Here is a 21595-nt window from a genome sequence, read left to right as displayed (position 1 = left end):
TTATGCAGAAGGGGAAGGGGTTTCTTTCAGGCCTTGGCGTACGCGGTTGACCAGGGTGTAGGCGAGCAGGGCGGCGACCAGCCACATCACCGTGTCGACCCAACCCGCGCCGAGCCAGCCCAGCGCTACACCGGTGGCCAGCACGCCGAGTACAAAGGCCCGATCACTCTTGCCCATCGGCCCGTCGTAGCGCCGCGATGCACCGACCATCGGCCCGAGCACACCGGCGTATTCGCTGAACACCGCGAGCAAGGCCACCAGCAACACCGGCGCCAGGCTCACGCCGGGGATCAGTGCAAAGGGCAGGATCAGCGCACTGTCGGCGATCACGTCGCACAGTTCGTTGAGGTAGGCGCCCAGGCGCGACTGCTGGCCGAATTCACGGGCGAGCATGCCGTCGATGGCGTTGAGGGCCATGCGCGCAATCATCCACAGCGGGATCAGCGCAAACAGCCACAGGTGGTGGGCGAAGCTGGCGATCAGCAGGCCCACCAGCAGGGAAATCACCCCGGCCAGCACGGTGATCTGGTTGGCGGTGGTGCCGTTGTCGTAGAGGCGCTGCACGAGGGGGCGCAGCAGGTTTTGAAAACGCGGTTTGAGCTGATAGATCGAAATCATGGGGGGTGACGCTTCCTTGTCCGTGAGCCCGCGAAAAACTGGCTTGGAGTGTGCCGATTAATCACGGCGTTCACCAGTGATGGCGCGTGTTTATGGGGGTTTAGTCACGATCTGGCAAGCCCCCTCCCACATTGGATCGATGTACCGCTTAAAACGCTGTTCATCGAACAAAAATTTCACGCTCCGTGTTATATCGTAACGAATTATGTGCAAGCGGGCGTGTCGGGATGCAAGTGGATCTAGAAGCTGACGGCGCTTCGGTTGAAGGCCTGCCGCGTTTTCAGCAGGGGCTGTTCCATGCCCGTCGGTTGCGCCAGGCCGGTATCGGCCTGACGGTCCTGGCCGTCGGCGGTTGGGTGCTGGCGTTGTTTGTCGCGCTGTTTGCGCCGGTGTCGATCTGGCCGGTGGTGCTGATCAACTGCGCCTCGGCGTTGCTGGTGCTGTTGGCCTGCCTGCAGTCGGCGTGGTGGGTAGCCGATTGGCGCGCCCAGGCGCTTGAAGCGCCGACGGTTGAATTGAAGCAGGAAGAAACAAGTCGCTATGCACGCCTGGCAGGGCGCTTGGTCGGACAGATCGGCACGCCCGTGCTTTGGCTCGCGGGTTGGTCGCTGCTGGCGCTGGTCAGCATCGTCGAGTTCTGGAACCTGGCGTTGCCGGCTGCAGCTGTCGGTCAATCCGCCAGCATCGGCGCCGCGCTGGCCTTGGCCCTGGCGTTTGGCTTGCTGGTGTTCGAACGACGCCTGGCCCAGGAAACCGCCGCGCAATGGCCGGAAGCTTCGCAGCTGGCGCAGGTGAGCCGGGTGGCGATCAGTTGCCTGGTGGTCAGCGCGATGTGCCTGCTGTTTGCTGGCGCCGAGTCTGTGTGGCCGTTGCGCCTGGCGGTATTGATGGGGCTGCTGCCGGCGCTGGTGGCGGTGGAGTTTCTGTTCAGAGGCGCGCTGTCACTGTTCAGCCCGCGCCAACCGCACCTCGAACCGCGGCTGATGGCGCAAAGTTTTATCGCCGGGTTGCTGCGCTGGCCGCCACAACCTTTGCTGGCGTTGCAGCACGAATTGCACAACCGCTTCGGCATCGACCTGCGGCAAATCTGGGCCTTTACCTACATGCGCCGCGCATTTTGGCCGGTGCTGCTGGTGGTGCTGGCGGTCGGCTGGGCGCTGACCGGCGTGCATGAAGTGCCCCTGCAAGGCCGTGGGATTTATGAGCGCTTCGGCAAACCGGTGCAGGTCTTCGGCCCTGGCCTGCATGCCGGATTGCCGTGGCCGTTGGGTCGTGTGATCAATGTGGAAAACGGCGTGGTGCACGAACTGGCCACCAGCGTCAGCGAAGCCGCCTCGCCCGAGTTGGCCGCAGCGGAAGGCCCGGCGCCGTTGATTGCCAATCGCTTGTGGGACGCCAGCCACGTGAACGACAAATCCCAGGTCATCGCCAGCAGTAGCGGCGACAAACAGGGCTTCCAGATCGTCAATATGGATGTGCGCTTCGTCTACCGCATCGGCCTGACCGACGAGGCCGCGCTGGCCGCCACCTATAACAGCGCGGACGTGCCGAGCCTGATCCGCAGCACCGCCAGCCGCATCCTCGTGCACGATTTTGCTTCGCGCACCCTCGACGAATTGCTCGGCGAGCAACGCACCAGCCTGGCTGACGAAGTGGGCCGCGCCGTGCAGGCGGATTTGCGCAAACTCCACAGTGGTGTGGAAATCCTCGCCACCGTGGTCGAAGCCATCCACCCACCGGCCGGCGCCGCCAATGCCTATCACGGCGTGCAAGCCGCGCAGATCGGCGCCCAGGCCCTGATCTCCCGCGAACGTGGCGCGGCCAGCGAGCAGACCAACCAAGCCCTGCTGCAAGCCAGCACCGCCCGCGATCAAGCCACGGCGACTGCCCACGAAGTGAATGCCGGCGCCCAGGTGGCCAACCTGCGTTTCACCGCCGAACAAAAAGCCTACGCCAGCGCCGGCCAAGCCTTCGTGCTGGAACAGTACTTCGGCCAACTCAGCCAAGGTCTGGCCCACGCCAGGCTGCTGATTCTGGATCATCGCCTGGGCGCCGATGGTGCACCGACGATCGATCTGCGTTCTTTTACCTTGCCGGCCGATCCCTCGCTGCCGCGTAAAGCCGTTCAATAAGGAGTCTGTCTGTTGAGCGCTCATTCTCACGATCACGGTCATCACCATCATCATGGCCACCACCACCACGGTGACGTGCACGCTGCTGGTCCTTTCCCTTGGCGGCGCATGGCCTGGGCCGCGTTGCTGGTGTTGTTTGCGGTCGCAGCGGCCAGCCTGGTGCAGGTGCGTTCCGGCGAAGCCACGGTGATCACGCGGTTCGGCAACCCGTCGCGGGTGCTGCTGGAGCCGGGTCTGGGCTGGCGCTGGCCGGCGCCGTTCGAGGCGGCGATCCCGGTGGACCTGCGCCTGCGCACGACCTCCAGCGGCTTGCAGGACGTAGGCACCCGCGACGGCCTGCGCATCATCGTGCAGGCCTATGTGGCGTGGCAGGTGCAAGGCGATGCCGACAATGTGCAGCGCTTTATGCGTGCAGTACAAAATCAGCCGGATGAGGCGGCGCGGCAGATCCGCACCTTCGTCGGCTCGGCGCTGGAAACCACGGCAGCCAGTTTTGATCTGTCCAGCCTGATCAATACGGATGCCAGCCAAGTGCGCATCGCCGATTTCGAAGCGCAATTACGCCAGCAGATTGATCAACAATTGCTCACCACCTACGGCGTGCGCGTCGCCCAGGTCGGCATCGAGCGCCTGACGCTGCCGTCGGTGACCCTCACCGCCACCGTCGACCGCATGCGTGCCGAGCGCGAAACCATCGCCACCGAACGCACCGCCGTGGGCAAGCGCGAAGCAGCGCAGATCCGCTCCGCCGCCGAGCGCGACGCGCGGATCGTGCAGGCTGACGCCACAGTCAAAGCCGCCGATATCGAAGCCCAATCGCGAGTCGAGGCCGCGCAGATTTACGGGCGGGCCTACGCCGGTAATCCTCAGCTGTACAACTTGCTGCGCTCGCTGGATACCTTGGGCACCGTGGTGACGCCGGGCACCAAGATCATCCTGCGCACCGACGCCGCGCCGTTTCGCGCACTGGTGGACGGGCCGAAGGACGTCCAGCCATGACCGAGCGTGACAGCCCGGACAGCCCCTGGATCCAGGCCGGGCGCCTGACCTTCATGGCGCTGTACGCGGTGACCGTGTTGGCGGCCTTGGCCTGGGCATTTTCCAATGTGCGCCAGATCGACCCGCAGAACCGCGCCGTGGTGCTGCACTTCGGCGCCCTTGACCGCATCCAGAATGCTGGCTTGCTGTTGGCCTGGCCGCAGCCCTTTGAGCAAGTGGTGTTGCTGCCGGCTGCCGACCGCGTGATCGAGCGGCGGGTGGAAAACCTGCTGCGTTCGGAGGCGGCGGTGCAGGCTGACCGCGTGGCCAGCTTCGCCACGCCGCTGAGCGATGCGCTGGCCGGTTCCGGTTATCTGCTGACCGGCGATGCCGGCGTGGTGCAGTTGGATGTGCGGGTGTTCTACAAGGTCACCGAACCGTATTCCTTTGTGTTGCAGGGCGAGCATGTGTTGCCGGCCTTGGATCGGCTGGTCACGCGCAGCGCCGTGGCCCTGACGGCGGCGCGGGATCTGGACACGATTCTGGTGGCGCGTCCGGAACTGATCGGCACCGACAATAGCGCCGCCGAACGGCGGGAACGCTTGCGCGGTGACCTGGTGCAAGGCATCAATAAGCGGCTGTCGGAGTTGACCTCCAGCGGCCTGGGCCTGGGCATCGAAGTCACTCGCGTTGATGTGCAATCGAGCCTGCCGAGCCCGGCGGTGAATGCGTTCAATGCGGTGCTGACGGCCAGTCAGCAAGCCGATAAAGCGGTGGCCAATGCGCGCACCGAAGCGGAAAAACTCACCCAAACCGCCAATCAGCAAGCGGATCGTGTGGTGCAGGTTGCCCACGCCCAGGCCAGCGAGCGCCTGGCCAGTGCCAAGGCGCAAACCGCCACGGTCGCCAGCCTCGCCCAGGTCAAAGACCCGGGTTTGCTGCTGCGACTGTACCGCGAGCGCCTGCCGAGGATTCTCGGCCAGGCGGGTTCCGTGACCACGGTCGACCCTAAAGACGACTCCCGCTTGATCATCCAGGGAGCCGAGCAATGAGCGCACCTATGTTGACCTCCGCCGAGCAGCGCAGCGCTGCCCGGCAATTGACCCTGGCCATGCTGGCGCTGGGCTTGCTCGTACTGGGCCTGGTGTGGCGCTGGCTGGCGCCGGACCAGACGGGCGTCAGTCAGCTGCTGCTGGGCGTGGCTTCGCTGCTGGTGGCCGTGCCGGTGATGCGTTCGGCGTGGTACAGCCTGCGGTTCCCCAGTTTGCATGGGATCACCGATCAACTTATCGCCTTGGCCATGCTCGGCGCCTGGGCCACCGGCGATCTGCTGACGGCGGCGTTGCTGCCGATCATTATGATCTTCGGCCATGTACTGGAAGAGCGCAGCGTGATCGGCTCTCAGGAAGCGATCCATGCTCTGGGCAAGCTGACCCGCAGCCATGCGCGGTTGGTGCAGGCCGACGGCAGCATTGTCGAGGTGGATAACGGCACGTTGAACACCGGCGATATCGTCGAAGTGCGTGCCGGTGACCGCGTGCCCGCCGACGGGGTGGTGTTGTCCGGCCAGGCGAGCCTGGACACGGCGCCGATCACCGGTGAGTCGGTGCCCTTGGAGGCGAGCGTGGGTGTGCAGGTATTTGGCGGGGCGATCAATCTCGACGGCCTGCTGCGTCTTGAAGTGACGCGCACCGGCAACGAGTCGACCTTGGGCAAGGTCATCGCGCTGATGCAGAACGCCGAGCGGTCCAAGCCACCGATCACGCGGCTGCTGGAGCGCTACGCGGGCAGCTATATGGTGCTGGTGCTGCTGCTGGCGGCGGTTACCTGGTTTGTGACCAACGATGCGCAGGCGATGCTCGCCGTGTTGGTGGCGGCGTGTCCGTGTGCGTTGGTGCTGTCGGCACCGGCCACGGCGATTGCCGGGATCGCGGTGGCGGCGCGTCATGGGATTCTGATTCGCAGCTCGGCGTTCCTGGAAGAGCTGGCGGACTTGACCTCACTGGTGGTCGACAAGACCGGCACGCTGACCTATGGCACGCTGCGATTGCAGTCCATCGAGACATCCTCGACCGATCGCCAGGCGCTGCTAAACCTTGCGGCCAGCCTTGGTTCGGCCAGTAGCCACCCGGTCAGCCGCGCGTTGGCGGGGTTGGCGACTCAGGCCCAAATGCTGGCGCTCACGGATATTCGCGAACGCCAGGGCCTGGGCGTCGTGGCACACACAGAGCAGGGCGAAGCGGCCCTTGGGCGGCCGGAGTTGTTCGCGCAGTTGGGCATTGCCACCACGGGCGTGCCCAACCATGACGGCCCGATTGCCGGGCTGGCGCTGAACGGGCAATTTCTCGCCTGGCTGCTGTTGGCCGACAGCGTCAAGCCGGAAGCCCGCCAGGCCCTGCAAGAACTGCGCGAGCTGGGCCTGGGCCGCCAATTGCTGCTGACGGGCGACCGCCAAAGCGTGGCCGACAGCCTGGCCCTGGACGTGGGCATCAGCGATGTCGAAGCCCAGGCGTTGCCCGAGGACAAGCTCAACCGCGTGCTGGGGGAGATCGGCAGCGGCTTCCGGCCGATGGTGGTGGGCGATGGGATCAACGATTCCCTGGCGCTCAAGGCTGGGGTGGTTGGCGTAGCGATGGGGGCGGGCGGGGCAGACATCGCGCTGGCCTCGGCGGACGTGGTGCTGATCGGCAGCGACCTGCGCCGTCTGGGCACCTGTGTGCGCTTGAGTCGCCAATGCCGGCACACGTTGCAGGTCAATGTGATCATCGGTCTGGGCTGGACGCTGGCGATTGTGGTGTTCGCCGCGTTTGGCTGGCTGGGTGCCGCAGGCGCGATGATCGCGGCGGTGCTGCACAACCTCAGCACGTTGCTGGTGTTGGGAAACGCCGGGCGTTTGCTGCGCTTCCACGAGCCTCTGTTGAAGCTCGACGAATAATTTTCAGAAATCTTTGCACACTGCTGTAACGCCGTCGGGGGGCCTCACTCTAGTGGTGTGTCGAGACTGAGCAATCCGTTCAGACCGACACCCCTACCGATCATGAGGACTACAACAATGAACATTAAATCCGCTGCTGCTGGTGCTGCTCTGGCGATGGCCGCCGCTACCATGTTTGCCGGTGTTGCCACTCAGGTACAAGCGGCTGACGCGCCAGTGCACTGCTACGGTGTGACCTCCTGCAAAGGCATGAACGACTGCAAGACCGCTGAAAACGCCTGCAAAGGCCAAGCGGTCTGCAAGGGCCACGGCTTCAAGTCCATGACCAAGGCAGCGTGTGACGCGGCTGGCGGCAAAGTCGGCGAATAACCGGCAACGAGTGCAACCGCAGCGGCAAACCCTTGCGCTGCGGACACTTTCCCCAGGAGTCAGTCATGTCCGCTTCCCTTCCAAGTCTGGGTTACGGCCTGGGTTTACGCAGTGAGTACTACCAGCAGATCCTTGAACAATCGCCGGCCGTGGATTGGTTCGAAGTGATCTCCGAAAATTATCTGGTGCAGGGTGGTAAAGCCTTGTACTTCCTGGACGCGATAGCCGAGCGCTATCCCTTGGTCATGCACGGCGTGTCCCTGTCCATCGGCGGGCCGCACGCCCTCGATATCGATTACCTGAAACAAATCAAACAGCTCGCCGAGCGCATCCAGCCGGCGTGGGTTTCCGATCACCTGTGCTGGAGCCGCGGCAGTGCGCACCAGTTGCATGACCTGCTGCCCCTGCCTTACACCGAAGAAAGCCTTTATCACGTCGCCAGCCGCGTTCGCCAAGTGCAGGACGTACTGCAGCGCCCGCTGGTGTTGGAAAACGTCTCCAGTTATGTGCGCGCCAAGTCGGATGAGTTCACCGAGTGGGAATTCCTCAACGCCCTGGCCCATCTGTCGGGCTGCCAGTTGCTGTTGGACGTGAACAATGTGTACGTCAGTTCGCGCAACCATGGCTTCGATGCCTGGACCTTTATCCGCAACTTGCCGCCCGACAGCATTCGCCAGCTGCATCTGGCGGGGCATATGGACTATGGCGACTACGTAGTCGATACCCACGACCACCCGGTATGTGATCCGGTGTGGGCGCTGTATCAACAGACGCTGGAGCATTTGGGGCCGATCTCGACATTGTTGGAGCGCGATGACCATTTTCCGCCATTCGAGGAGCTGCTTACCGAGTTGAGCAAAGCCCGCGAACTGGGCGCCACGGCCTTGGCCAGGAGAGCGCTATGCGCCTGACCGATTGGCAGTTGGCCTTCGAACAGCATTTATTAGCGCAAACGCCGGATGCCAACAGTGGCTTCGCCGCGACCTTACTCGGCGGGCCGACGCTGGATGTGGACACGGGCCTGGCGATCTACCACAACGCCTATATCGCACGGTTGCAGGAGGTGTTGCGGCATGACTTCAGCGCCATCCTGTATTGGCTGGGGGATGATGAGTTTGCGGCGCTGACCCACGCGTATGTACGCCGTTATCCGTCGGCCCATTACAGCCTGCGTTGGCTCGGCGAGCGCTTGCCGGCGTTTATCCACGAGCATCTGGTGGCCGAGCAAAGTGCACCGTTGGCGGAGCTGGCCCAGTTGGAGTGGGCCTTCACCCTGGCGTTCGATGCGCTGGAAGGCCAACCGCTGACCCTGAATGACATGGCGCTGCTACCGCCTGAGGATTGGCCGGGTTTGCAAGTCACCCTGGTGCCGTCCGTGCAACAGCGACTGTGCCACTTCAACAGCGTCGCCATCTGGCGTGCCAGCAAGGATGGCGCGGACTTCCCCGACAGCCACAGTTTGGACCTCGCACAGATTTGCCTGGTGTGGCGTCATCAGCATGTGTGCCATTACCGCAGCCTGGAACCCGCAGAGGCCTTTGCATTGTCCGGCATGGTGACGACCGGTTGGACCTTCGCAGAACTGTGCGAGCAACTGGCAGTCACTTATGCAGAGGGTGCGCCGCTGCAGGCTGTTACATGGCTGAAACAGTGGGTCCAGGACGGTTTGCTCCAGCGCCGAGCTCCATAGAAGCGGGCTATCAAATCGATAGCCTCCTACTTTTATTGGGATGGTCTACCCTCATTTCAGACGTCTGAAACAAGGGGGGGCTACTCATGCTCGCGCAACTTCCACCGGCCTTACAGAATCTTCAGCTACCGCTGCGTCTGCGACTCTGGGACGGCCATGAATTCAACTTGGGCCCCGAGCCCAGTGTGACCATCGTGGTGAAGGACCCCACGGTCGTCTCGCAACTGACCCATCCCACGCTCGACTCATTGGGCGAAGCCTTCGTCGAGGGCAAACTGGAACTGGAAGGCTCTATCAGCGAAGTGATCCGGGTGTGTGATGAGCTCAGTCATGCTCTAGTCGAGGACGACGGTGGCAGTCATCCGGTGCGCTCGATCCACGACAAGGCCACCGACGCCGCGGCCATTTCCTACCATTACGACCTGTCCAACGCGTTCTACCAGCTGTGGCTGGACCAGGACATGGCGTACTCCTGCGGTTATTTCGAAACCGGCAGCGAATCCATCGACCAGGCCCAACAAGACAAATTCCGCCACCTGTGCCGCAAGCTGCGCTTGCAGCCGGGCGAATATTTGCTCGACGTCGGGTGCGGATGGGGCGGGCTTGCGCGTTTTGCGGCGCGGGAATTCGGGGTGAAGGTGTTTGGTATCACCTTGAGCAAGGAGCAGTTGGCATTGGCTCGGGAGCGGGTGAGCGCCGAGGGCCTGGACGACCAGATCGACCTGCAACTGCTGGACTACCGCGACCTGCCCCAGGATGGCCGTTTCGACAAAGTGGTGAGCGTGGGCATGTTCGAACACGTCGGCCACGCCAACCTGGCGCAGTACTGCCAGACCCTGTTCGGCGCCGTGCGTGAAGGCGGCCTGGTGATGAACCATGGCATCACCGCCAAGCACACCGACGGCCGCCCGGTGGGCCGTGGCGCAGGTGAGTTTATCGAGCGCTACGTGTTCCCCAACGGTGAGCTGCCACACTTGGCGATGATGACCGCCGAAATCAGCGAAGTCGGGCTGGAAGTAGTCGACGTCGAAAGCCTGCGCCTGCATTACGCCCGCACCCTGGACCATTGGAGCGAGCGGCTGGAAGACAACCTGGAGGCAGCGGCGAAGATGGTGCCGGAGCAGGCGTTGCGTATCTGGCGCTTGTACTTGGCCGGTTGCGCCTATGCGTTTGCACGGGGTTGGATCAACCTGCACCAGATCCTGGCGGTCAAGCCCCATGCCGATGGCAGCCATGAACTGCCGTGGACGCGGGAGGATCTGTACCGCTGAGTGGGAGGGGGCTTGCCCCCTCCCACATTTTTTTTGTGTTATCTGGTTAAAGGATGGGTGAGATCAAGCGCGCCACTCGCATCCCCAGTTGTTGCAGGCGCCGGGTTTCGCGGCTTTCTTCCTGGCTGACTTCATGGGCCTGTGCGAAGTCATCCAGCAGCATCTGTTCCACCTCTTTGGCAAAGGCTTCATCGACGGTCAGCAACATCACTTCAAAATTCAGCCGGAACGAGCGGTTGTCCATATTCGCACTGCCGATGGCGCTGATTTCGCTGTCCACCAAAACCACCTTCTGATGCAGAAACCCCGGCGTGTAGCGGAACACTCGCACCCCGGCGCGCACGGCTTCGATGGCGTAGAGGCTGGAGGCGGCATACACAATGCGGTGATCCGGCCGCGACGGCAGCAGCAGGCGGACGTCCACACCGCGCAGTACCGCCAGGCGCAGGGCGGCAAACACGGCTTCGTCGGGGACGAAATACGGGCTGGTGATCCACACCCGTTCGGTCGCTGCGTGAATGGCCTCGACGAAAAACAGCGAGCAGGTTTCATACGGATCGGCCGGGCCGCTGGCGAGCAATTGGCAGAGCACACCGTCTTCGGGGTAGGCGTCCGGCAGAATCAGCGGCGGCAGTTCCCGCGCCGCCCAGAACCAGTCTTCGGCAAACGACTCCTGCAGGCACGCCACCACCGGGCCCTTCACCTGCACATGGGTATCGCGCCACGGCGCCAACGGCGGTTTTTTGCCCAGGTATTCATCCCCCACGTTATGGCCGCCGACAAACCCGGTGATGCCATCCACCACCACGATTTTGCGATGGTTGCGGAAGTTGACCTGGAAGCGGTTGAGCCAGCCACTGCGGGTCGCGAAAGCCTTGACCTGCACCCCGGCGTCGCGCAGCGATTGCACGTAGCGATGGGGCAGGGCGTGGCTGCCGATGCGGTCGTAGAGCACGTAGATGCTCACGCCTTGGGCGGCTTTTTCCTTCAGCAGCGCGTGAAGTTGCCGGCCAAGTTGGTCGTCATGAATGATGAAAAATTGGAACAGCACGGCCGTCCTGGCGGTACGGATCGCGTCGAAGATCGCGCTGAAGGTGGCGTCGCCATTCACCAGCAGGCGTACTTCATTGTTGGCCAGGCACGGCATACGGCCCAGTTTGGGCATGGCGCGCAAAGAAGCGTAGGCACTGGAGTTACGCGCGGCCAGGGCTTCTTCGACCCAGGGGCGCCAGTTCAGCTCGGTGATGGCGGTGTGCATTTCCTGGTTGGCCTGGCGACGGGCCTGGATGTAGGCGTCGAAGGTGCTGCGGCCGAAGATCAGGTAGGGAATGAGCGTGAGGTAGGGCATGAACATCAGCGACAAGGCCCAGGCGATCGAGCCTTGGGCGGTCCTGACGGTCAACACCGCGTGGATCGCGGCGAGAGTCCCGAGAAAGTGCAGTGTGGCGATGACGTAGGCGAGCAGGTGCGGGCCGAAGAAATCCATGGACGTCGGTACTCCAGGCAATCCAATGCCTAACAGACCATGTTCGGCTGTGAATGTCGCTATTTTATTTGGCGTGCAACACTGGCGCCTTTGCAGCGTCTAACGCCCACAATTGCTCAGGAGTTACCCGATGAATGCTCGTCTGCTCTGCTTGTCCTTGGTTGTTGGTTTGTCGCTGCCGGTGGCAGCGCAGGCGCAGGTGCTGGCGCCGGGCTTGTGGGAATTGACCACCAGCAATATGAAAGTCGATAACCAGGACCTGCCGGACTTGTCCCTGATCCTCGGTCAGCTCAAGCAACAAATGACCCCTGAACAACGTGCCATGCTCGAAAAACAGGGCATCACCATGGCCGGCAAAGGCGTGCAAGTGTGCCTGACGCCGGCGCAGGTCGCGTCTGACTCGATCCCCCTGACCGACCCGCAATCGGGCTGCAAACAGGAGGTGACCGACAAGACCGGCAACCAGTGGAAATTCCGTTTCAGTTGCCCGAAAGCCCAGGGCACCGGTGTCGCCACTTTCCAGAGCCAGAAAGAATTCACCACCACCGTCAACGGCACCTTCAATGCCACCGGCATTCAGCAGAAGGGCAGCCTGGACACCCACGCGCAGTGGTTGGGCAACGACTGCGGCACGGTCAAACCCCGCGCCTAACGCAAGAAATGCAGCGGCAAACCCTGGCAGCTGTCGACCACCTGGCCGTTGTGCCAGGCCAGGTGGCCGGAGACCAGGGTGGTGCTGACGCTGTGGCGAAAGCTGCGTTCGGCAAAAGGCGTCCAGCCGCAGCGGGCGAGGATCGGTTCTTCGCTCACCGGCTTGCCTTCGGGCTCGGGTTTGATGAGCGCCAGGTCGGCCCAATACCCTTCGCGTAGATAACCGCGGTCCGGGATAGCAAACAGGTCGGCGACCCGGTGGCTGGTCTTGGCGACCAGCGTAGTCAGCGGCAGCAGGCCGTCTGCCACCAACTCCAGTAACGCCGGCAGCGCATGTTGCACCAGCGGTAACCCTGACGGCGCTTCACGATACGCCAGCTGTTTTTGCGCCCAGGTATGCGGCGCATGGTCAGTGCCAATCACATCCAGGCGATCACTCAATAACGCCTGGCGCAGCGCGTCGCGGTCGGCGCGGGTCTTGATCGCCGGGTTGCATTTGATCTGATGGCCGAGGCGGTGATAGTCGCGGTCATCGAACAGCAAGTGATGGATGCAGACTTCAGCGGTGATGCGTTTTTGTGCCAGGGGCTTGTCGTCGAACAGTGCCAGTTCCCGGGCGCTGGTGAGGTGCAGCACATGCAAGCGTGTGTCGTGGCGCTTTGCCAACTCCACCGCGAAAGACGACGAGCGATAGCAGGCCTCGGCATCGCGGATCAGCGGGTGGGCGACGGCGGGGATGTTGTCGCCGAAACGCTCGCGCAAGCGCAGTTCGTTGGCCTGGATACTTGGCGTGTGTTCGCAGTGGGCCAGCAGGATGGTCGGCACTTCGGCAAACAGGCGCTCCAGAATCCGTGGATCGTCCACCAACATATTGCCGGTGGAAGCGCCCATGAACACTTTGACCCCGGCCACCTCACAGGGGTCGAGGGCCGCGACGGTGTCGAGATTGTCGTTACTCACCCCAAAGTGAAAGCCGTAGTTGGCCACCGAGTGCAGGGCCGCACGACGCTTTTTATCGGCCAGGGCTTCCAGGTTAAGGGTGGCCGGGTTGGTGTTGGGCATGTCCATCACGCTGGTGATGCCGCCAGCCACCGCCGCACGGGACTCGCTGTAAAAGCTGCCTTTGTCCGGCGCGCCGGGGTCGCGAAAGTGCACCTGGTCGTCGATCATGCCCGGCAGCAGCCATTGGCCCTTGGCGTCGATGGCCAGCGGCGCATTGCAGCCGGCGATGCTGCTGGCGATCTTCTCGATACGGCCATTGGCGACCAGCACATCGGCGTCGAAAATCTGGCCTTCATTGACCAGGCGGGCGTTGCGGATCAGCAGGCGGCTCATGGTTCAGAACTCGTTTTGCAGGGCTTTGTAGCCGCGCACCAAATCAACGTTGGTGCGCGCCACGTCTTCGGAAAACTCCGAGGCACTGACGCTCACCGGCGGAAATTGCGACAGGTCGGTGTTGGGCCCGATGCGGGTGGTGGAGGGCACGTAGAACGCGGCCGGCAAGTCGCGGCCATCGACCACCGAGTTGTGGCGCACCACGCAACCGTCGCCCACGGCGCAATTGAACAGCACGCTGTTGAAGCCGATGAACACGCGATCGCCCACCGAGCACGGGCCGTGGACGATGGAGCGGTGGGCAATGGAGGTGAATTCACCGATGGTGACTGCCGCGCCGGATTTGGAGTGAATCACCACGCCGTCCTGGATATTGGAATTGGCGCCGATGGTGATCGGGTCCATGGCGCCGCTGGCGTCGACTTCGTCGGCGCGGATCACCGCGTATGGGCCAACGAAGACGTTCTCGCCGATGATGACCTTGCCGCAGATGATGGCTGTTTTGTCGACGTAGGCCGATTCGGCAATCACTGGCAGATCGCCGGAAGGGTTCTTGCGGATCATGCGCTGGGCTCCGTGATGATGTGGACGTGGTCGCCATCGATGGCGTTGTAGAAACAGGTGGGCCGGCCGGTATGGCAGGCAGGGCCGAGTTGGTTGACGATCAGCAGCACCGCGTCGCCGTCGCAATCCAGGCGCGCTTCTACCAACTGTTGCCAGTGACCGGAGCTTTCGCCTTTGCGCCACAGTTGCTGGCGCGAGCGCGACCAATAGCAGACTTGCCCGGTAGCGAGGGTTTCGTTGAGGGCCTGGCGGTTCATCCAGGCCAGCATCAACACCGCGCCGCTGCCGTGTTGCTGGGCGATGGCGGCGATCAAGCCATCGCTGTTCCACGCCAGCGCATCGAGCACCGGTTTGAGTGGAAAGCGGCTGCCGATGGCCGCCCCTTCCAGTTCGAGCATGCTCAGGTTCATGGCTTGCTCAGGGCAGCGCACAAGGTGTTGAGGTTGTATTCGAACAGTCCGGTAAACGTGCTGGCGGGGCCTTCGGCGGCGAGGGCGTCGGAGTACAGCGTGCCGCCGATCTGCGCGCCGCTTTCGTCAGCGATCTGCTTGAGCAGGCGCGAGTCCTTGATGTTTTCCATGAACACGGCCTTGACCTTGTCTTTGCGAATCTGGGTGATCAGCGCAGCGACTTCAGCGGCAGAGGGTTCCCGTTCGGTAGACAGGCCTTGAGGTGCAAGGAACTGAATGCCATAGGCCTGGCCCAGGTAACCGAAGGCGTCATGGGAGGTGACAATGCGGCGGTTGCCGGGTGGCAGGGTGCCGAACTTGGTCTTGGCTTCGGCCAGCAGGCGATAGATTTCCTTCAGGTAGGTTTGGCTGTTGCGCTGGTAATCGGCGGTATTGGCCGGGTCGGCGGCCACCAGCGCCTTGGTGATGTTGTTCACGTAGATTTCAGCGTTGGCCAGGTTGTGCCAGGCGTGCGGGTCGGGGATGGTTTCGCCGTCTTCTTCCATGGTGTGGGAGATCACGCCCTTACTGGCGGTGACTACTGTGGCTTTGGTTTCGGTGCTGGTGACCAGGCGGTCGAGCCAGGGTTCGAAGCCAAGGCCATTCTTGATGATCAGCTTGGCCTTGAGCAGCGCCTTGGCGTCGTCCGGCGTGGGCTCGTAGGTGTGGGCGTCGGCATCCGGGCCGACCATGTTGCTGATCTGGATGTGATCGCCACCGATCTGGTGAGTGATGTCATCGAGAATACTGAAGCTGGTGACCACCTTGAGTTTGTCGGCGGCCTGGGCCAACGACAGCGGCAGCAGCAGACTGAACAGCACGAGTAGAGCGCGCATCGGGAAACACCTCATTGGGATGTAAGCAGGGGCGGGCGGCGCAGCAAACCGTGCACCGGACCGAAGACCACGGACAGCAGGTACCCCGCGCCAGCCACCAGCACAATCGCCGGGCCGCTGGGCAGTGAGTAGTAGAACGACAACAACAAGCCAAGCCACACCGACAGGCATCCCAGCACCGCCGATACCGCAATCAACACCGGCAGGCGCCGGCTCCAGAAACGTGAAGCGATGGCCGGCAACATCATCAAACCCACCACCATCAACGCGCCGATGGCCTGGAAGCCGATCACCAGGTTCAGTACCACCAGGGTCAAAAACAGCCCATGGGCCAGCGGGCCGAGACGGCTGACGGTTTGCAGGAACAGCGGGTCGAGGGTATCGAGCAGCAGCGGTTTGTAGATCAGCCCCATGGCGAGCAGGCTGAACCCGGACACCCAGAGCATGCCGGTGAGGGTGGTGGCGTCGACGGCCAGGGCGGAGCCGAACAACAGGTGCAAGAGGTCCAGGCGCTTGCCGGCGATGCCGAGGATCAGTACGCCGGCGGCGAGTGAAATCGGGTAGATGGCGGCGAGGCTGGCGTCTTCGCGCAGACCGGTGCGCCGGGTGATCCAAGCGGACAGGCCGGCCATGCTCAAGCCGGCACCGAGGCCGCCGATGGTCAGCGCCGGCAGGCTGAGCCCGGCGAACCAGAAGCCCAGCGCAGCGCCGGGCAGTATGCCGTGGGCCACGGCGTCACCGATCAGGCTCATGCGGCGCAAGATCAGGAAAACGCCCAGCGGCGCGGTGCTGCATGCGAGCACCAGCCCGCCGATCAGGGCGCGGCGCATAAACACGAAATCGACGAAGGGCATCCACAGGTGGGCGGCGAAGTGCATCAGGCCACCTGCATCTGGGGCTGCGGGCGGATCAGCTCTTTGCTATTGCCGAACACACAGCCGGTGCTTTTGATATGCAGCACGTGCTCGGTGTGGTGGCGTACGGACGTCAAGTCGTGGCAAACGATGACCAGCGTGCGGCCTTCGGCATGCCAGGCGTGGATATGTTTCCAGCACAGCGCCTGGCCCTCTTCATCGAGGGCCGCGTGGGGTTCATCCAGCAACAACACCGGCGACTCGGCCAGGCTCATACGGGCCAGCAGCGCGCGTTGCAATTGGCCGCCGGACAACGCCATCAATGGGCGCTGTTCCAGGCCACTGAGGCACCAGTCTTCCAGCACCGTGTGCAGGCGCTGGCTGCGTTGCTGCGAGGTGAGTTGGGTGCCCCAGAAACCTGCGGCGACTAACTCTTGCAGGCTGATGGGGAACTGACGGTCGAGGTGTTGCTGCTGAGGCAGGAACGCCAGGCCGCCACGGCGTGGAACATCCACGATCACCTTGCCGGCCAGCGGCTTTTGCAGCCCGGCGATCACTTTCAGCAAGCTGCTTTTACCGCAGCCGTTGGGACCGATAACGCCCGTGAGGCTGCCTTTTTCCAAGGTGAAATCCACGGCGGGCGTGAGCGGTTGGCCGGGGGCGCCCCAGCGTAACGTGGTGCAGGTGATCATTCAGGCTGTCTCGTCCAGCGGCTTTCAGCCACGGCATCGTGCGCGTGCAGGCTTTCGGCGTGGATCACTTTCAGGTGGAAGGCTTTGACGGCATCCGAGCGTTTCAAGGCGAGGTTCAGGCGGCGGGCGGCGTCTTCGCAGAACATCAGGTTCTGCCCGTTGGCCAGGGCGAAGGCTTGTTCGTCCGCACGTTTCACGGCGGTTTGTACGGCGGTGCCGAGGGCAGCTTCGGCGTCGTTGATCAGATCAGTCAGCGCCAGATGATCGCCTTGCAGGCGTACGTGAAGCTGGGCGCTGCTGCGCTGGCTGTGGGGCGTGGCGATGATCCCATTGGCGCTGCCGAGCCAAGTCAGCACAGCTTCATGCTGCAACGGCTTGTCGGCAAAATCTTCGAGAAACTGCTGCTGAATCAACTGCCTGGCAAGGGCTGCGGAACAGGGGCAAGTCGAGGAGTAAGTCACGTGAATTTTTTGTTCCACGTGGAACATCTGATTTTCAAGGCGGGCTTCGATGCTGACCGGATAGCTCTTCCAGCCGGCCAAAAGGCTCACCAGCGCCGGGCGTTTCAGCAGCAAATTCGTATGGATACGCAGGTAGGCGTTCTTAGATAAATCTTCATGACTGTCGAGAAAGCGCTGCAGTACATTGCGCAGAAGTGCAGGCGTAAGGGGCTGCTGGTCGAGCATTTCCAGCGCCAGGTACAAGCGTGACATATGAATGCCACGGGCGGTGCCGTCGTCCAGGCTCACACCGGCATCGGCGGTGGCGGTCAGACGCTGACCGTCGATGAGGATTGGCAGGGCGATGCCGCACATGCCCACCCAGTCGAGTGGCAAGGCTTGGCGTGAAGCCTGCGCGGCGATATCCGGCAGAGTCAGCGCGTTCATGAGCAGGTCCATCGTTGGAAATAATTCGACATGTTATAGTATAACAATAGAGTCGACGATGAATTTTCTGTCCTAGCCTTTTTTCAGTCATGTCGAGTACGGACGCTCCTTTATTTGCGGTATTTGTCATGCACAGACGTCAGCTTCTCAATCTGCTCCTGGCCAGCCCCTTTTTTGTGTTGCCGTTCACGGCCCACGCCACGCAGATTCGTAATGCGCGTTTATGGCGCTCAAACGACAAGCTGCGGCTGGTGTTCGACCTCAGCGGTCCGGTGCAGTACAAGACCTTCTCCCTGACCGCGCCGGAGCGCCTGATCATCGACCTCAGTGGTGCGGGGCTCAGTGGTGATTTTTCTCAACTTGAGTTGAAGAACAGTGGGATAACCTCGATTCGTTCGGGGCATTTCGGCAAGGCGGATACGCGCATCGTGCTCGACCTGGCCGCACCGATGCAGCTCAACAGCTTTATATTGCCGCCGCAGGAAGGTCAGGGGCATCGCTTGGTACTCGATCTCACCAGTGCCACTCAGGCGCCTCGTCAAATCGCTGCTGAACCTGCGCCCTTGGCGGCGCCGGTGGACAAGGCGCATCCCAAGCGCGACATCATGGTGGTGGTCGACCCCGGCCACGGCGGCAAAGACCCGGGCGCCATCGGCTCCAAGGGCCAGCGCGAAAAAGACGTGGTGTTGTCCATCGCCCAACTGCTCGCCAAGCGCCTGAAACGCGAGAAGGGCTTTGACGTGAAACTGGTGCGCAACGACGACTTCTTCGTACCGCTGCGCAAGCGCGTGGACATCGCCCGCCAGCACAAGGCCGATATGTTTATCTCGGTGCACGCCGATGCCGCGCCACGGCTTACGGCATCGGGGGCCTCGGTGTATGCGCTGTCGGAGGGCGGCGCCACTTCGGCCACGGCGCGTTTTATGGCCCAGCGTGAAAACGGCGCGGACCTGCTGGGCGCCACCACGTTGCTCAATCTCAAGGACAAGGACCCGATGCTGGCCGGGGTGATTCTCGACATGTCGATGAACGCCACCATTGCCTCCAGCCTGCAACTGGGCAGCTCGGTGTTGGGCAGTCTGCAAAGCATCACCAGCCTGCATCAGAAGCGCGTGGAACAGGCCGGGTTCGCGGTGCTCAAGTCACCGGATGTGCCATCGATCCTGGTGGAGACGGGCTTTATCTCCAACACCCGGGACGCCCAGCGCCTAGTGACGGCGCGCCATCAACAGGCGGTGGCGGATGGTTTGTTCGATGGCCTGAAAAACTACTTCCAGAAGAACCCGCCAATGAACAGCTACATGGCGTGGGTTCAGGAACAGAAGAATCCTCGGACCTAGCAGCCGGTGATCCGGCTACAGGTGAACTTGGCGCTGGCCCCTCCGGAGCTGGAGAACCGATTGATCGTGGTCCAGCCCACGCGGCGTGTGTAGCCGACCCACGCCTCCCCATCCGAGGCCAGGCCAGTGAAAAACGTCAGTTGTCCATACCGGCTGTTGGTCTGTGCCCAATAGCGTTTGCCGGCCACTTCGAAGCCGCGCAAATACGTGGTGTTGCCCACCGTCGCCACACTGTAGGCGTTGCCCAGCGGGTCGACACAGGCCAGCACGTAGGCGCTGCGCGTGCAGTTGGCCAGCGGACTCGGCGCTTGTGCACAAGCAGGCCCTGCCGCTGCCAATAACAGGGCGCACACCAGGTATTTCATAAGGTTTCTCGGGGCTGGGAGGTGTTCAAGCATTGCGCCCTTCGTCGCTGCGAGCAAGGGGGATTGGCTTATTTGTATTGTTATACTATAACATAAAAACACAGCCTGACCCGTGACCCGCTCCCCATGACCGAACAAGACCTGCTGACCCAACCGCCTGCCGACGACATGAATGAAGCCCAGCAGGGCTTCTTCCCCGAACCACCCTGTGTATCGAAGCCAAAGAACGTGAAGAGCTGCGCGAACGCCATAAACGGGCGATTTGACCGGCCGACCCTGATGAGGAATACCTGATGCCCAATCGTCTCCCCGTTACCGTGTTGTCCGGCTTTCTCGGCGCCGGTAAAAGCACATTGCTCAACTATGTGCTGCGTAACCGCGAAAATCTGCGTGTGGCAGTGATCGTCAACGATATGAGTGAAATCAACATCGACGGCAGCGAGGTGCAGCGCGACGTCACGCTTAATCGCTCCGAAGAAAAACTGGTGGAGATGAGCAACGGCTGTATCTGCTGCACCCTGCGTGAAGACTTGCTGGAAGAGGTCGGAAAGCTCGCCAAGGAAGGTCGGTTCGATTACCTGTTGATTGAATCCACCGGTATCTCGGAACCGTTGCCCGTGGCCGAAACCTTCACCTTTCGCGATGAAAACGACCAGAGCCTGGCCGATGTCGCACGCCTGGACACCATGGTCACGGTAGTCGACGGCATGAACTTCCTGCTCGACTACCAGGCCGCCGAAAGCCTGGCCTCACGGGGCGAAACCCTTGGCGAAGAGGACGAGCGCTCGATCACCGACCTGTTGATCGAGCAGATCGAATTCGCCGATGTGATCTTGATCAGCAAGATCGACCTGATCAGTAGCAGCGAACGCGAAGAGTTGATTGCCATCCTTGAGCGCCTCAACGCCCAGGCACAAATCATCCCGATGGTCATGGGCGAGGTGCCGCTGCACAAGATCCTCAACACCGGCCGCTTTGACTTTGAACGCGCCGCCCAAGCGCCAGGCTGGCTACAAGAGTTGCGCGGTGAGCATGTGCCGGAAACCGAAGAATATGGCATCGCATCCACCGCCTATCGCGCACGCCGCCCGTTCCATCCGCAACGCTTCTTCGACTTTATCGACCGGCCTTGGGTGAACGGCAAATTGCTGCGCTCCAAAGGCTTTTTCTGGCTGGCCAGCAAACATCAGGACGCCGGCAGCTGGTCCCAGGCCGGCGGCCTGATGCGTCACGGGTTTGCCGGGCGCTGGTGGCGTTTCGTGCCGAAAAGCCAATGGCCCCAGGACGAAGAAAGCGTCGCGGCAATCATGGGCAACTGGCAACTCAGCACCGGCGACTGCCGTCAGGAACTGGTGTTTATCGGGCAGAACATCGACTTCGCCCACATGCGCGCCGAGTTGGATGCGTGCCTGCTCAACGATGAAGAAATGGCCCTGGGCGTCGAAGGTTGGCGCCTGCTGGCTGATCCGTTTGGTCCCTGGTATGAAGAGGCAGCCTGATGCTGGCACCGGTTATCCCCTTGCGCCCCGTGATTCGCCAGACCCGTGGTGAAACCCCGCTGGCGCTGTCCGACATCCTTGAGGACGGCGTGAACCTGGCGCTGTGGCAGCGTCAGTTGCCGCTGCATATTGCCGAGTTCGGCGCCTTGCTGGTGGCACTTAACGAGCCGTTGGCTGATTCGATGGTGATTGAGCTCAACAGCGAAGACGCCGAGCCGAACTTGCAGGGATTGGCGTCCAGTTGCCGTGATCTGGAGGGTTATGAAGGCTTTGTCGCCGATGTGTCATGGCTGGTCAGTGCCTTCGCCTGCCTGCTCGGCGCCAAGCGCATCGGCGTGCGCCTGCGGCTGTTGGATAAAGCCATGTGCCCACGTTTTCACGTCGATCATGTGCCGGTACGGTTGATCACCACCTATGCGGGTGTCGGCAGCCAGTGGTTGCGTGAAGGCGTGATGGACCGGCGCAAGCTCAGCCAAGCGGACGCCGAACCCAGCGAGCGCATCGAGCAGATTCAGTGCGGTGAAGTGGCGCTGCTCAAGGGCACCAAATGGCATGGCAACGAAGGCCACGGCCTGATCCATCGCTCACCCGGCCTGAAAGCGGATGAGCGCCGATTGATTCTGACGCTGGATTGGCTCGCGTAA

The 21595-nt window shown here is 62.4% G+C and carries 23 protein-coding genes; 13 read left to right on the top strand and 10 right to left on the bottom strand.

The genetic code is table 11. The features are described 5' to 3' along the window. Positions 1–618, bottom strand: a complete 618-nt coding sequence (locus AOA60_RS21270; RefSeq protein ID WP_099586106.1) for a CDP-alcohol phosphatidyltransferase family protein — start codon at positions 616–618, stop codon at positions 1–3. Positions 619–845: 227 nt separating this feature from the next. Here AOA60_RS21270 and hflK (AOA60_RS21265) point away from each other — a divergent pair, with 227 nt between their 5' ends. From hflK (AOA60_RS21265) to cfaB, 8 genes are all read left to right on the top strand, one after another. Next, positions 846–2750, top strand: coding sequence for a protease modulator HflK (gene hflK / locus AOA60_RS21265; protein WP_099586105.1), 1905 nt, complete (start codon positions 846–848; stop codon positions 2748–2750). A gap of 12 nt (positions 2751–2762) precedes the next feature. Next, the gene (gene hflC, locus AOA60_RS21260) at positions 2763–3749 is read left to right on the top strand and encodes a protease modulator HflC (RefSeq protein ID WP_099586104.1); all 987 of its coding nucleotides are present in this window, start codon (positions 2763–2765) and stop codon (positions 3747–3749) included. Further along, positions 3746–4780: a protease modulator HflK gene (hflK, locus tag AOA60_RS21255; RefSeq protein WP_099586103.1), complete on the top strand. Its 1035-nt coding sequence runs from the start codon at positions 3746–3748 to the stop codon at positions 4778–4780. The genes hflC and hflK (AOA60_RS21255) overlap by 4 nt, the downstream gene beginning before the upstream one ends. Beyond that, positions 4777–6663, top strand: a complete 1887-nt coding sequence (locus AOA60_RS21250; protein ID WP_099586102.1) for a cation-translocating P-type ATPase — start codon at positions 4777–4779, stop codon at positions 6661–6663. The genes hflK (AOA60_RS21255) and AOA60_RS21250 overlap by 4 nt, the downstream gene beginning before the upstream one ends. 117 nt (positions 6664–6780) lie before the next feature. Then, positions 6781–7032 (top strand): hypothetical protein, encoded by a 252-nt coding sequence (locus AOA60_RS21245; protein WP_099586101.1) that lies wholly within the window; start codon positions 6781–6783, stop codon positions 7030–7032. A 65-nt stretch (positions 7033–7097) separates the two neighbouring features. Continuing rightward, positions 7098–7943 (top strand): DUF692 domain-containing protein, encoded by an 846-nt coding sequence (locus AOA60_RS21240; protein WP_099586100.1) that lies wholly within the window; start codon positions 7098–7100, stop codon positions 7941–7943. Continuing rightward, positions 7934–8722, top strand: a complete 789-nt coding sequence (locus AOA60_RS21235; protein ID WP_099586099.1) for a DNA-binding domain-containing protein — start codon at positions 7934–7936, stop codon at positions 8720–8722. The genes AOA60_RS21240 and AOA60_RS21235 overlap by 10 nt, the downstream gene beginning before the upstream one ends. An 86-nt stretch (positions 8723–8808) precedes the next feature. Further along, positions 8809–9993 carry a C17 cyclopropane fatty acid synthase CfaB gene (gene cfaB, locus AOA60_RS21230; protein ID WP_099586098.1) on the top strand — a complete coding sequence of 395 codons (1185 nt, stop codon included), beginning with the start codon at positions 8809–8811 and terminating at the stop codon, positions 9991–9993. A 46-nt stretch (positions 9994–10039) separates the two neighbouring features. Here the strand turns inward: cfaB and cls are convergent, their stop codons facing one another. Further along, a complete protein-coding gene (gene cls / locus AOA60_RS21225; protein ID WP_099586097.1) occupies positions 10040–11479 on the bottom strand; it encodes a cardiolipin synthase in 1440 nt (479 codons plus the stop codon). A gap of 130 nt (positions 11480–11609) precedes the next feature. On the opposite strand from cls, the gene AOA60_RS21220 reads away from it, so the two are divergent. Next, a complete protein-coding gene (locus AOA60_RS21220; RefSeq protein ID WP_099586096.1) occupies positions 11610–12131 on the top strand; it encodes a DUF3617 domain-containing protein in 522 nt (173 codons plus the stop codon). Here the strand turns inward: AOA60_RS21220 and AOA60_RS21215 are convergent. From AOA60_RS21215 to folE2, 7 genes are read right to left on the bottom strand one after another with little or no spacing between them, the layout of a single operon-like run. After that, positions 12128–13465, bottom strand: coding sequence for a dihydroorotase (locus AOA60_RS21215; RefSeq protein ID WP_099586095.1), 1338 nt, complete (start codon positions 13463–13465; stop codon positions 12128–12130). The two genes, AOA60_RS21220 and AOA60_RS21215, sit on opposite strands and share 4 nt — an antisense overlap. Positions 13466–13468: 3 nt before the next feature. Then, positions 13469–14029: a DapH/DapD/GlmU-related protein gene (locus AOA60_RS21210; protein WP_048721911.1), complete on the bottom strand. Its 561-nt coding sequence runs from the start codon at positions 14027–14029 to the stop codon at positions 13469–13471. Further along, on the bottom strand, positions 14026–14439 hold the full coding sequence (hisI, locus tag AOA60_RS21205; protein WP_099586094.1) for a phosphoribosyl-AMP cyclohydrolase: 414 nt from the start codon (positions 14437–14439) through the stop codon (positions 14026–14028). Before hisI ends, AOA60_RS21210 begins: the two co-directional genes overlap by 4 nt. Further along, a complete protein-coding gene (locus AOA60_RS21200) occupies positions 14436–15314 on the bottom strand; it encodes a metal ABC transporter substrate-binding protein (protein WP_099586093.1) in 879 nt (292 codons plus the stop codon). The genes hisI and AOA60_RS21200 overlap by 4 nt, the downstream gene beginning before the upstream one ends. Before the next feature lie 11 nt (positions 15315–15325). Then, positions 15326–16192, bottom strand: a complete 867-nt coding sequence (locus tag AOA60_RS21195; RefSeq protein WP_099586092.1) for a metal ABC transporter permease — start codon at positions 16190–16192, stop codon at positions 15326–15328. Beyond that, positions 16192–16860: a metal ABC transporter ATP-binding protein gene (locus tag AOA60_RS21190; protein ID WP_099586091.1), complete on the bottom strand. Its 669-nt coding sequence runs from the start codon at positions 16858–16860 to the stop codon at positions 16192–16194. The genes AOA60_RS21195 and AOA60_RS21190 overlap by 1 nt, the downstream gene beginning before the upstream one ends. Then, positions 16857–17747 carry a GTP cyclohydrolase FolE2 gene (folE2, locus tag AOA60_RS21185; RefSeq protein ID WP_099586090.1) on the bottom strand — a complete coding sequence of 297 codons (891 nt, stop codon included), beginning with the start codon at positions 17745–17747 and terminating at the stop codon, positions 16857–16859. The genes AOA60_RS21190 and folE2 overlap by 4 nt, the downstream gene beginning before the upstream one ends. A gap of 128 nt (positions 17748–17875) precedes the next feature. Between folE2 and AOA60_RS21180 the strand changes: the two genes are divergently transcribed. Beyond that, positions 17876–19087, top strand: coding sequence for an N-acetylmuramoyl-L-alanine amidase (locus AOA60_RS21180; protein WP_099586089.1), 1212 nt, complete (start codon positions 17876–17878; stop codon positions 19085–19087). Here AOA60_RS21180 and AOA60_RS21175 read toward each other — a convergent pair. After that, the gene (locus AOA60_RS21175; protein WP_099586088.1) at positions 19084–19452 is read right to left on the bottom strand and encodes a glutamine synthetase; all 369 of its coding nucleotides are present in this window, start codon (positions 19450–19452) and stop codon (positions 19084–19086) included. The two genes, AOA60_RS21180 and AOA60_RS21175, sit on opposite strands and share 4 nt — an antisense overlap. A 126-nt stretch (positions 19453–19578) precedes the next feature. On the opposite strand from AOA60_RS21175, the gene AOA60_RS33075 reads away from it, so the two are divergent. From AOA60_RS33075 to AOA60_RS21165, 3 genes are read left to right on the top strand one after another with little or no spacing between them, the layout of a single operon-like run. Further along, the gene (locus AOA60_RS33075) at positions 19579–19746 is read left to right on the top strand and encodes a hypothetical protein (RefSeq protein ID WP_178075380.1); all 168 of its coding nucleotides are present in this window, start codon (positions 19579–19581) and stop codon (positions 19744–19746) included. Beyond that, on the top strand, positions 19746–20951 hold the full coding sequence (gene zigA / locus AOA60_RS21170) for a zinc metallochaperone GTPase ZigA (RefSeq protein ID WP_099586087.1): 1206 nt from the start codon (positions 19746–19748) through the stop codon (positions 20949–20951). The genes AOA60_RS33075 and zigA overlap by 1 nt, the downstream gene beginning before the upstream one ends. Continuing rightward, positions 20951–21595, top strand: coding sequence for a DUF1826 domain-containing protein (locus tag AOA60_RS21165; RefSeq protein ID WP_099586086.1), 645 nt, complete (start codon positions 20951–20953; stop codon positions 21593–21595). The genes zigA and AOA60_RS21165 overlap by 1 nt, the downstream gene beginning before the upstream one ends.

Source organism: Pseudomonas sp. 2822-17 (assembly GCF_002742485.1).
Lineage (GTDB): Bacteria > Pseudomonadota > Gammaproteobacteria > Pseudomonadales > Pseudomonadaceae > Aquipseudomonas > Aquipseudomonas cyclaminis.
Note: the sequence above shows the minus strand (reverse complement) of the source record. Positions and strands in the feature narration are given on the sequence as shown.

Excerpts from the sequence above, each read along its gene's own strand:
- cls (WP_099586097.1), bottom strand. The coding sequence starts at position 11,479 with ATGGATTTCTTCGGCCCGCACCTGCTCGCCTACGTCATCGCCACACTG.
- AOA60_RS21195 (WP_099586092.1), bottom strand. The coding sequence starts at position 16,192 with ATGCACTTCGCCGCCCACCTGTGGATGCCCTTCGTCGATTTCGTGTTT.
- AOA60_RS21165 (WP_099586086.1), top strand. The coding sequence starts at position 20,951 with ATGCTGGCACCGGTTATCCCCTTGCGCCCCGTGATTCGCCAGACCCGT.
- AOA60_RS21200 (WP_099586093.1), bottom strand. The coding sequence starts at position 15,314 with ATGCGCGCTCTACTCGTGCTGTTCAGTCTGCTGCTGCCGCTGTCGTTG.
- AOA60_RS21190 (WP_099586091.1), bottom strand. The coding sequence starts at position 16,860 with ATGATCACCTGCACCACGTTACGCTGGGGCGCCCCCGGCCAACCGCTC.
- AOA60_RS21220 (WP_099586096.1), top strand. The coding sequence starts at position 11,610 with ATGAATGCTCGTCTGCTCTGCTTGTCCTTGGTTGTTGGTTTGTCGCTG.
- AOA60_RS21215 (WP_099586095.1), bottom strand. The coding sequence starts at position 13,465 with ATGAGCCGCCTGCTGATCCGCAACGCCCGCCTGGTCAATGAAGGCCAG.
- AOA60_RS21250 (WP_099586102.1), top strand. The coding sequence starts at position 4,777 with ATGAGCGCACCTATGTTGACCTCCGCCGAGCAGCGCAGCGCTGCCCGG.
- cfaB (WP_099586098.1), top strand. The coding sequence starts at position 8,809 with ATGCTCGCGCAACTTCCACCGGCCTTACAGAATCTTCAGCTACCGCTG.
- AOA60_RS21270 (WP_099586106.1), bottom strand. The coding sequence starts at position 618 with ATGATTTCGATCTATCAGCTCAAACCGCGTTTTCAAAACCTGCTGCGC.
- AOA60_RS21245 (WP_099586101.1), top strand. The coding sequence starts at position 6,781 with ATGAACATTAAATCCGCTGCTGCTGGTGCTGCTCTGGCGATGGCCGCC.
- AOA60_RS21210 (WP_048721911.1), bottom strand. The coding sequence starts at position 14,029 with ATGATCCGCAAGAACCCTTCCGGCGATCTGCCAGTGATTGCCGAATCG.
- AOA60_RS21180 (WP_099586089.1), top strand. The coding sequence starts at position 17,876 with ATGCACAGACGTCAGCTTCTCAATCTGCTCCTGGCCAGCCCCTTTTTT.
- hflK (WP_099586105.1), top strand. The coding sequence starts at position 846 with ATGCAAGTGGATCTAGAAGCTGACGGCGCTTCGGTTGAAGGCCTGCCG.
- AOA60_RS21235 (WP_099586099.1), top strand. The coding sequence starts at position 7,934 with ATGCGCCTGACCGATTGGCAGTTGGCCTTCGAACAGCATTTATTAGCG.
- AOA60_RS33075 (WP_178075380.1), top strand. The coding sequence starts at position 19,579 with ATGACCGAACAAGACCTGCTGACCCAACCGCCTGCCGACGACATGAAT.
- AOA60_RS21240 (WP_099586100.1), top strand. The coding sequence starts at position 7,098 with ATGTCCGCTTCCCTTCCAAGTCTGGGTTACGGCCTGGGTTTACGCAGT.
- hisI (WP_099586094.1), bottom strand. The coding sequence starts at position 14,439 with ATGAACCTGAGCATGCTCGAACTGGAAGGGGCGGCCATCGGCAGCCGC.
- folE2 (WP_099586090.1), bottom strand. The coding sequence starts at position 17,747 with ATGAACGCGCTGACTCTGCCGGATATCGCCGCGCAGGCTTCACGCCAA.
- hflK (WP_099586103.1), top strand. The coding sequence starts at position 3,746 with ATGACCGAGCGTGACAGCCCGGACAGCCCCTGGATCCAGGCCGGGCGC.
- zigA (WP_099586087.1), top strand. The coding sequence starts at position 19,746 with ATGCCCAATCGTCTCCCCGTTACCGTGTTGTCCGGCTTTCTCGGCGCC.
- AOA60_RS21175 (WP_099586088.1), bottom strand. The coding sequence starts at position 19,452 with ATGAAATACCTGGTGTGCGCCCTGTTATTGGCAGCGGCAGGGCCTGCT.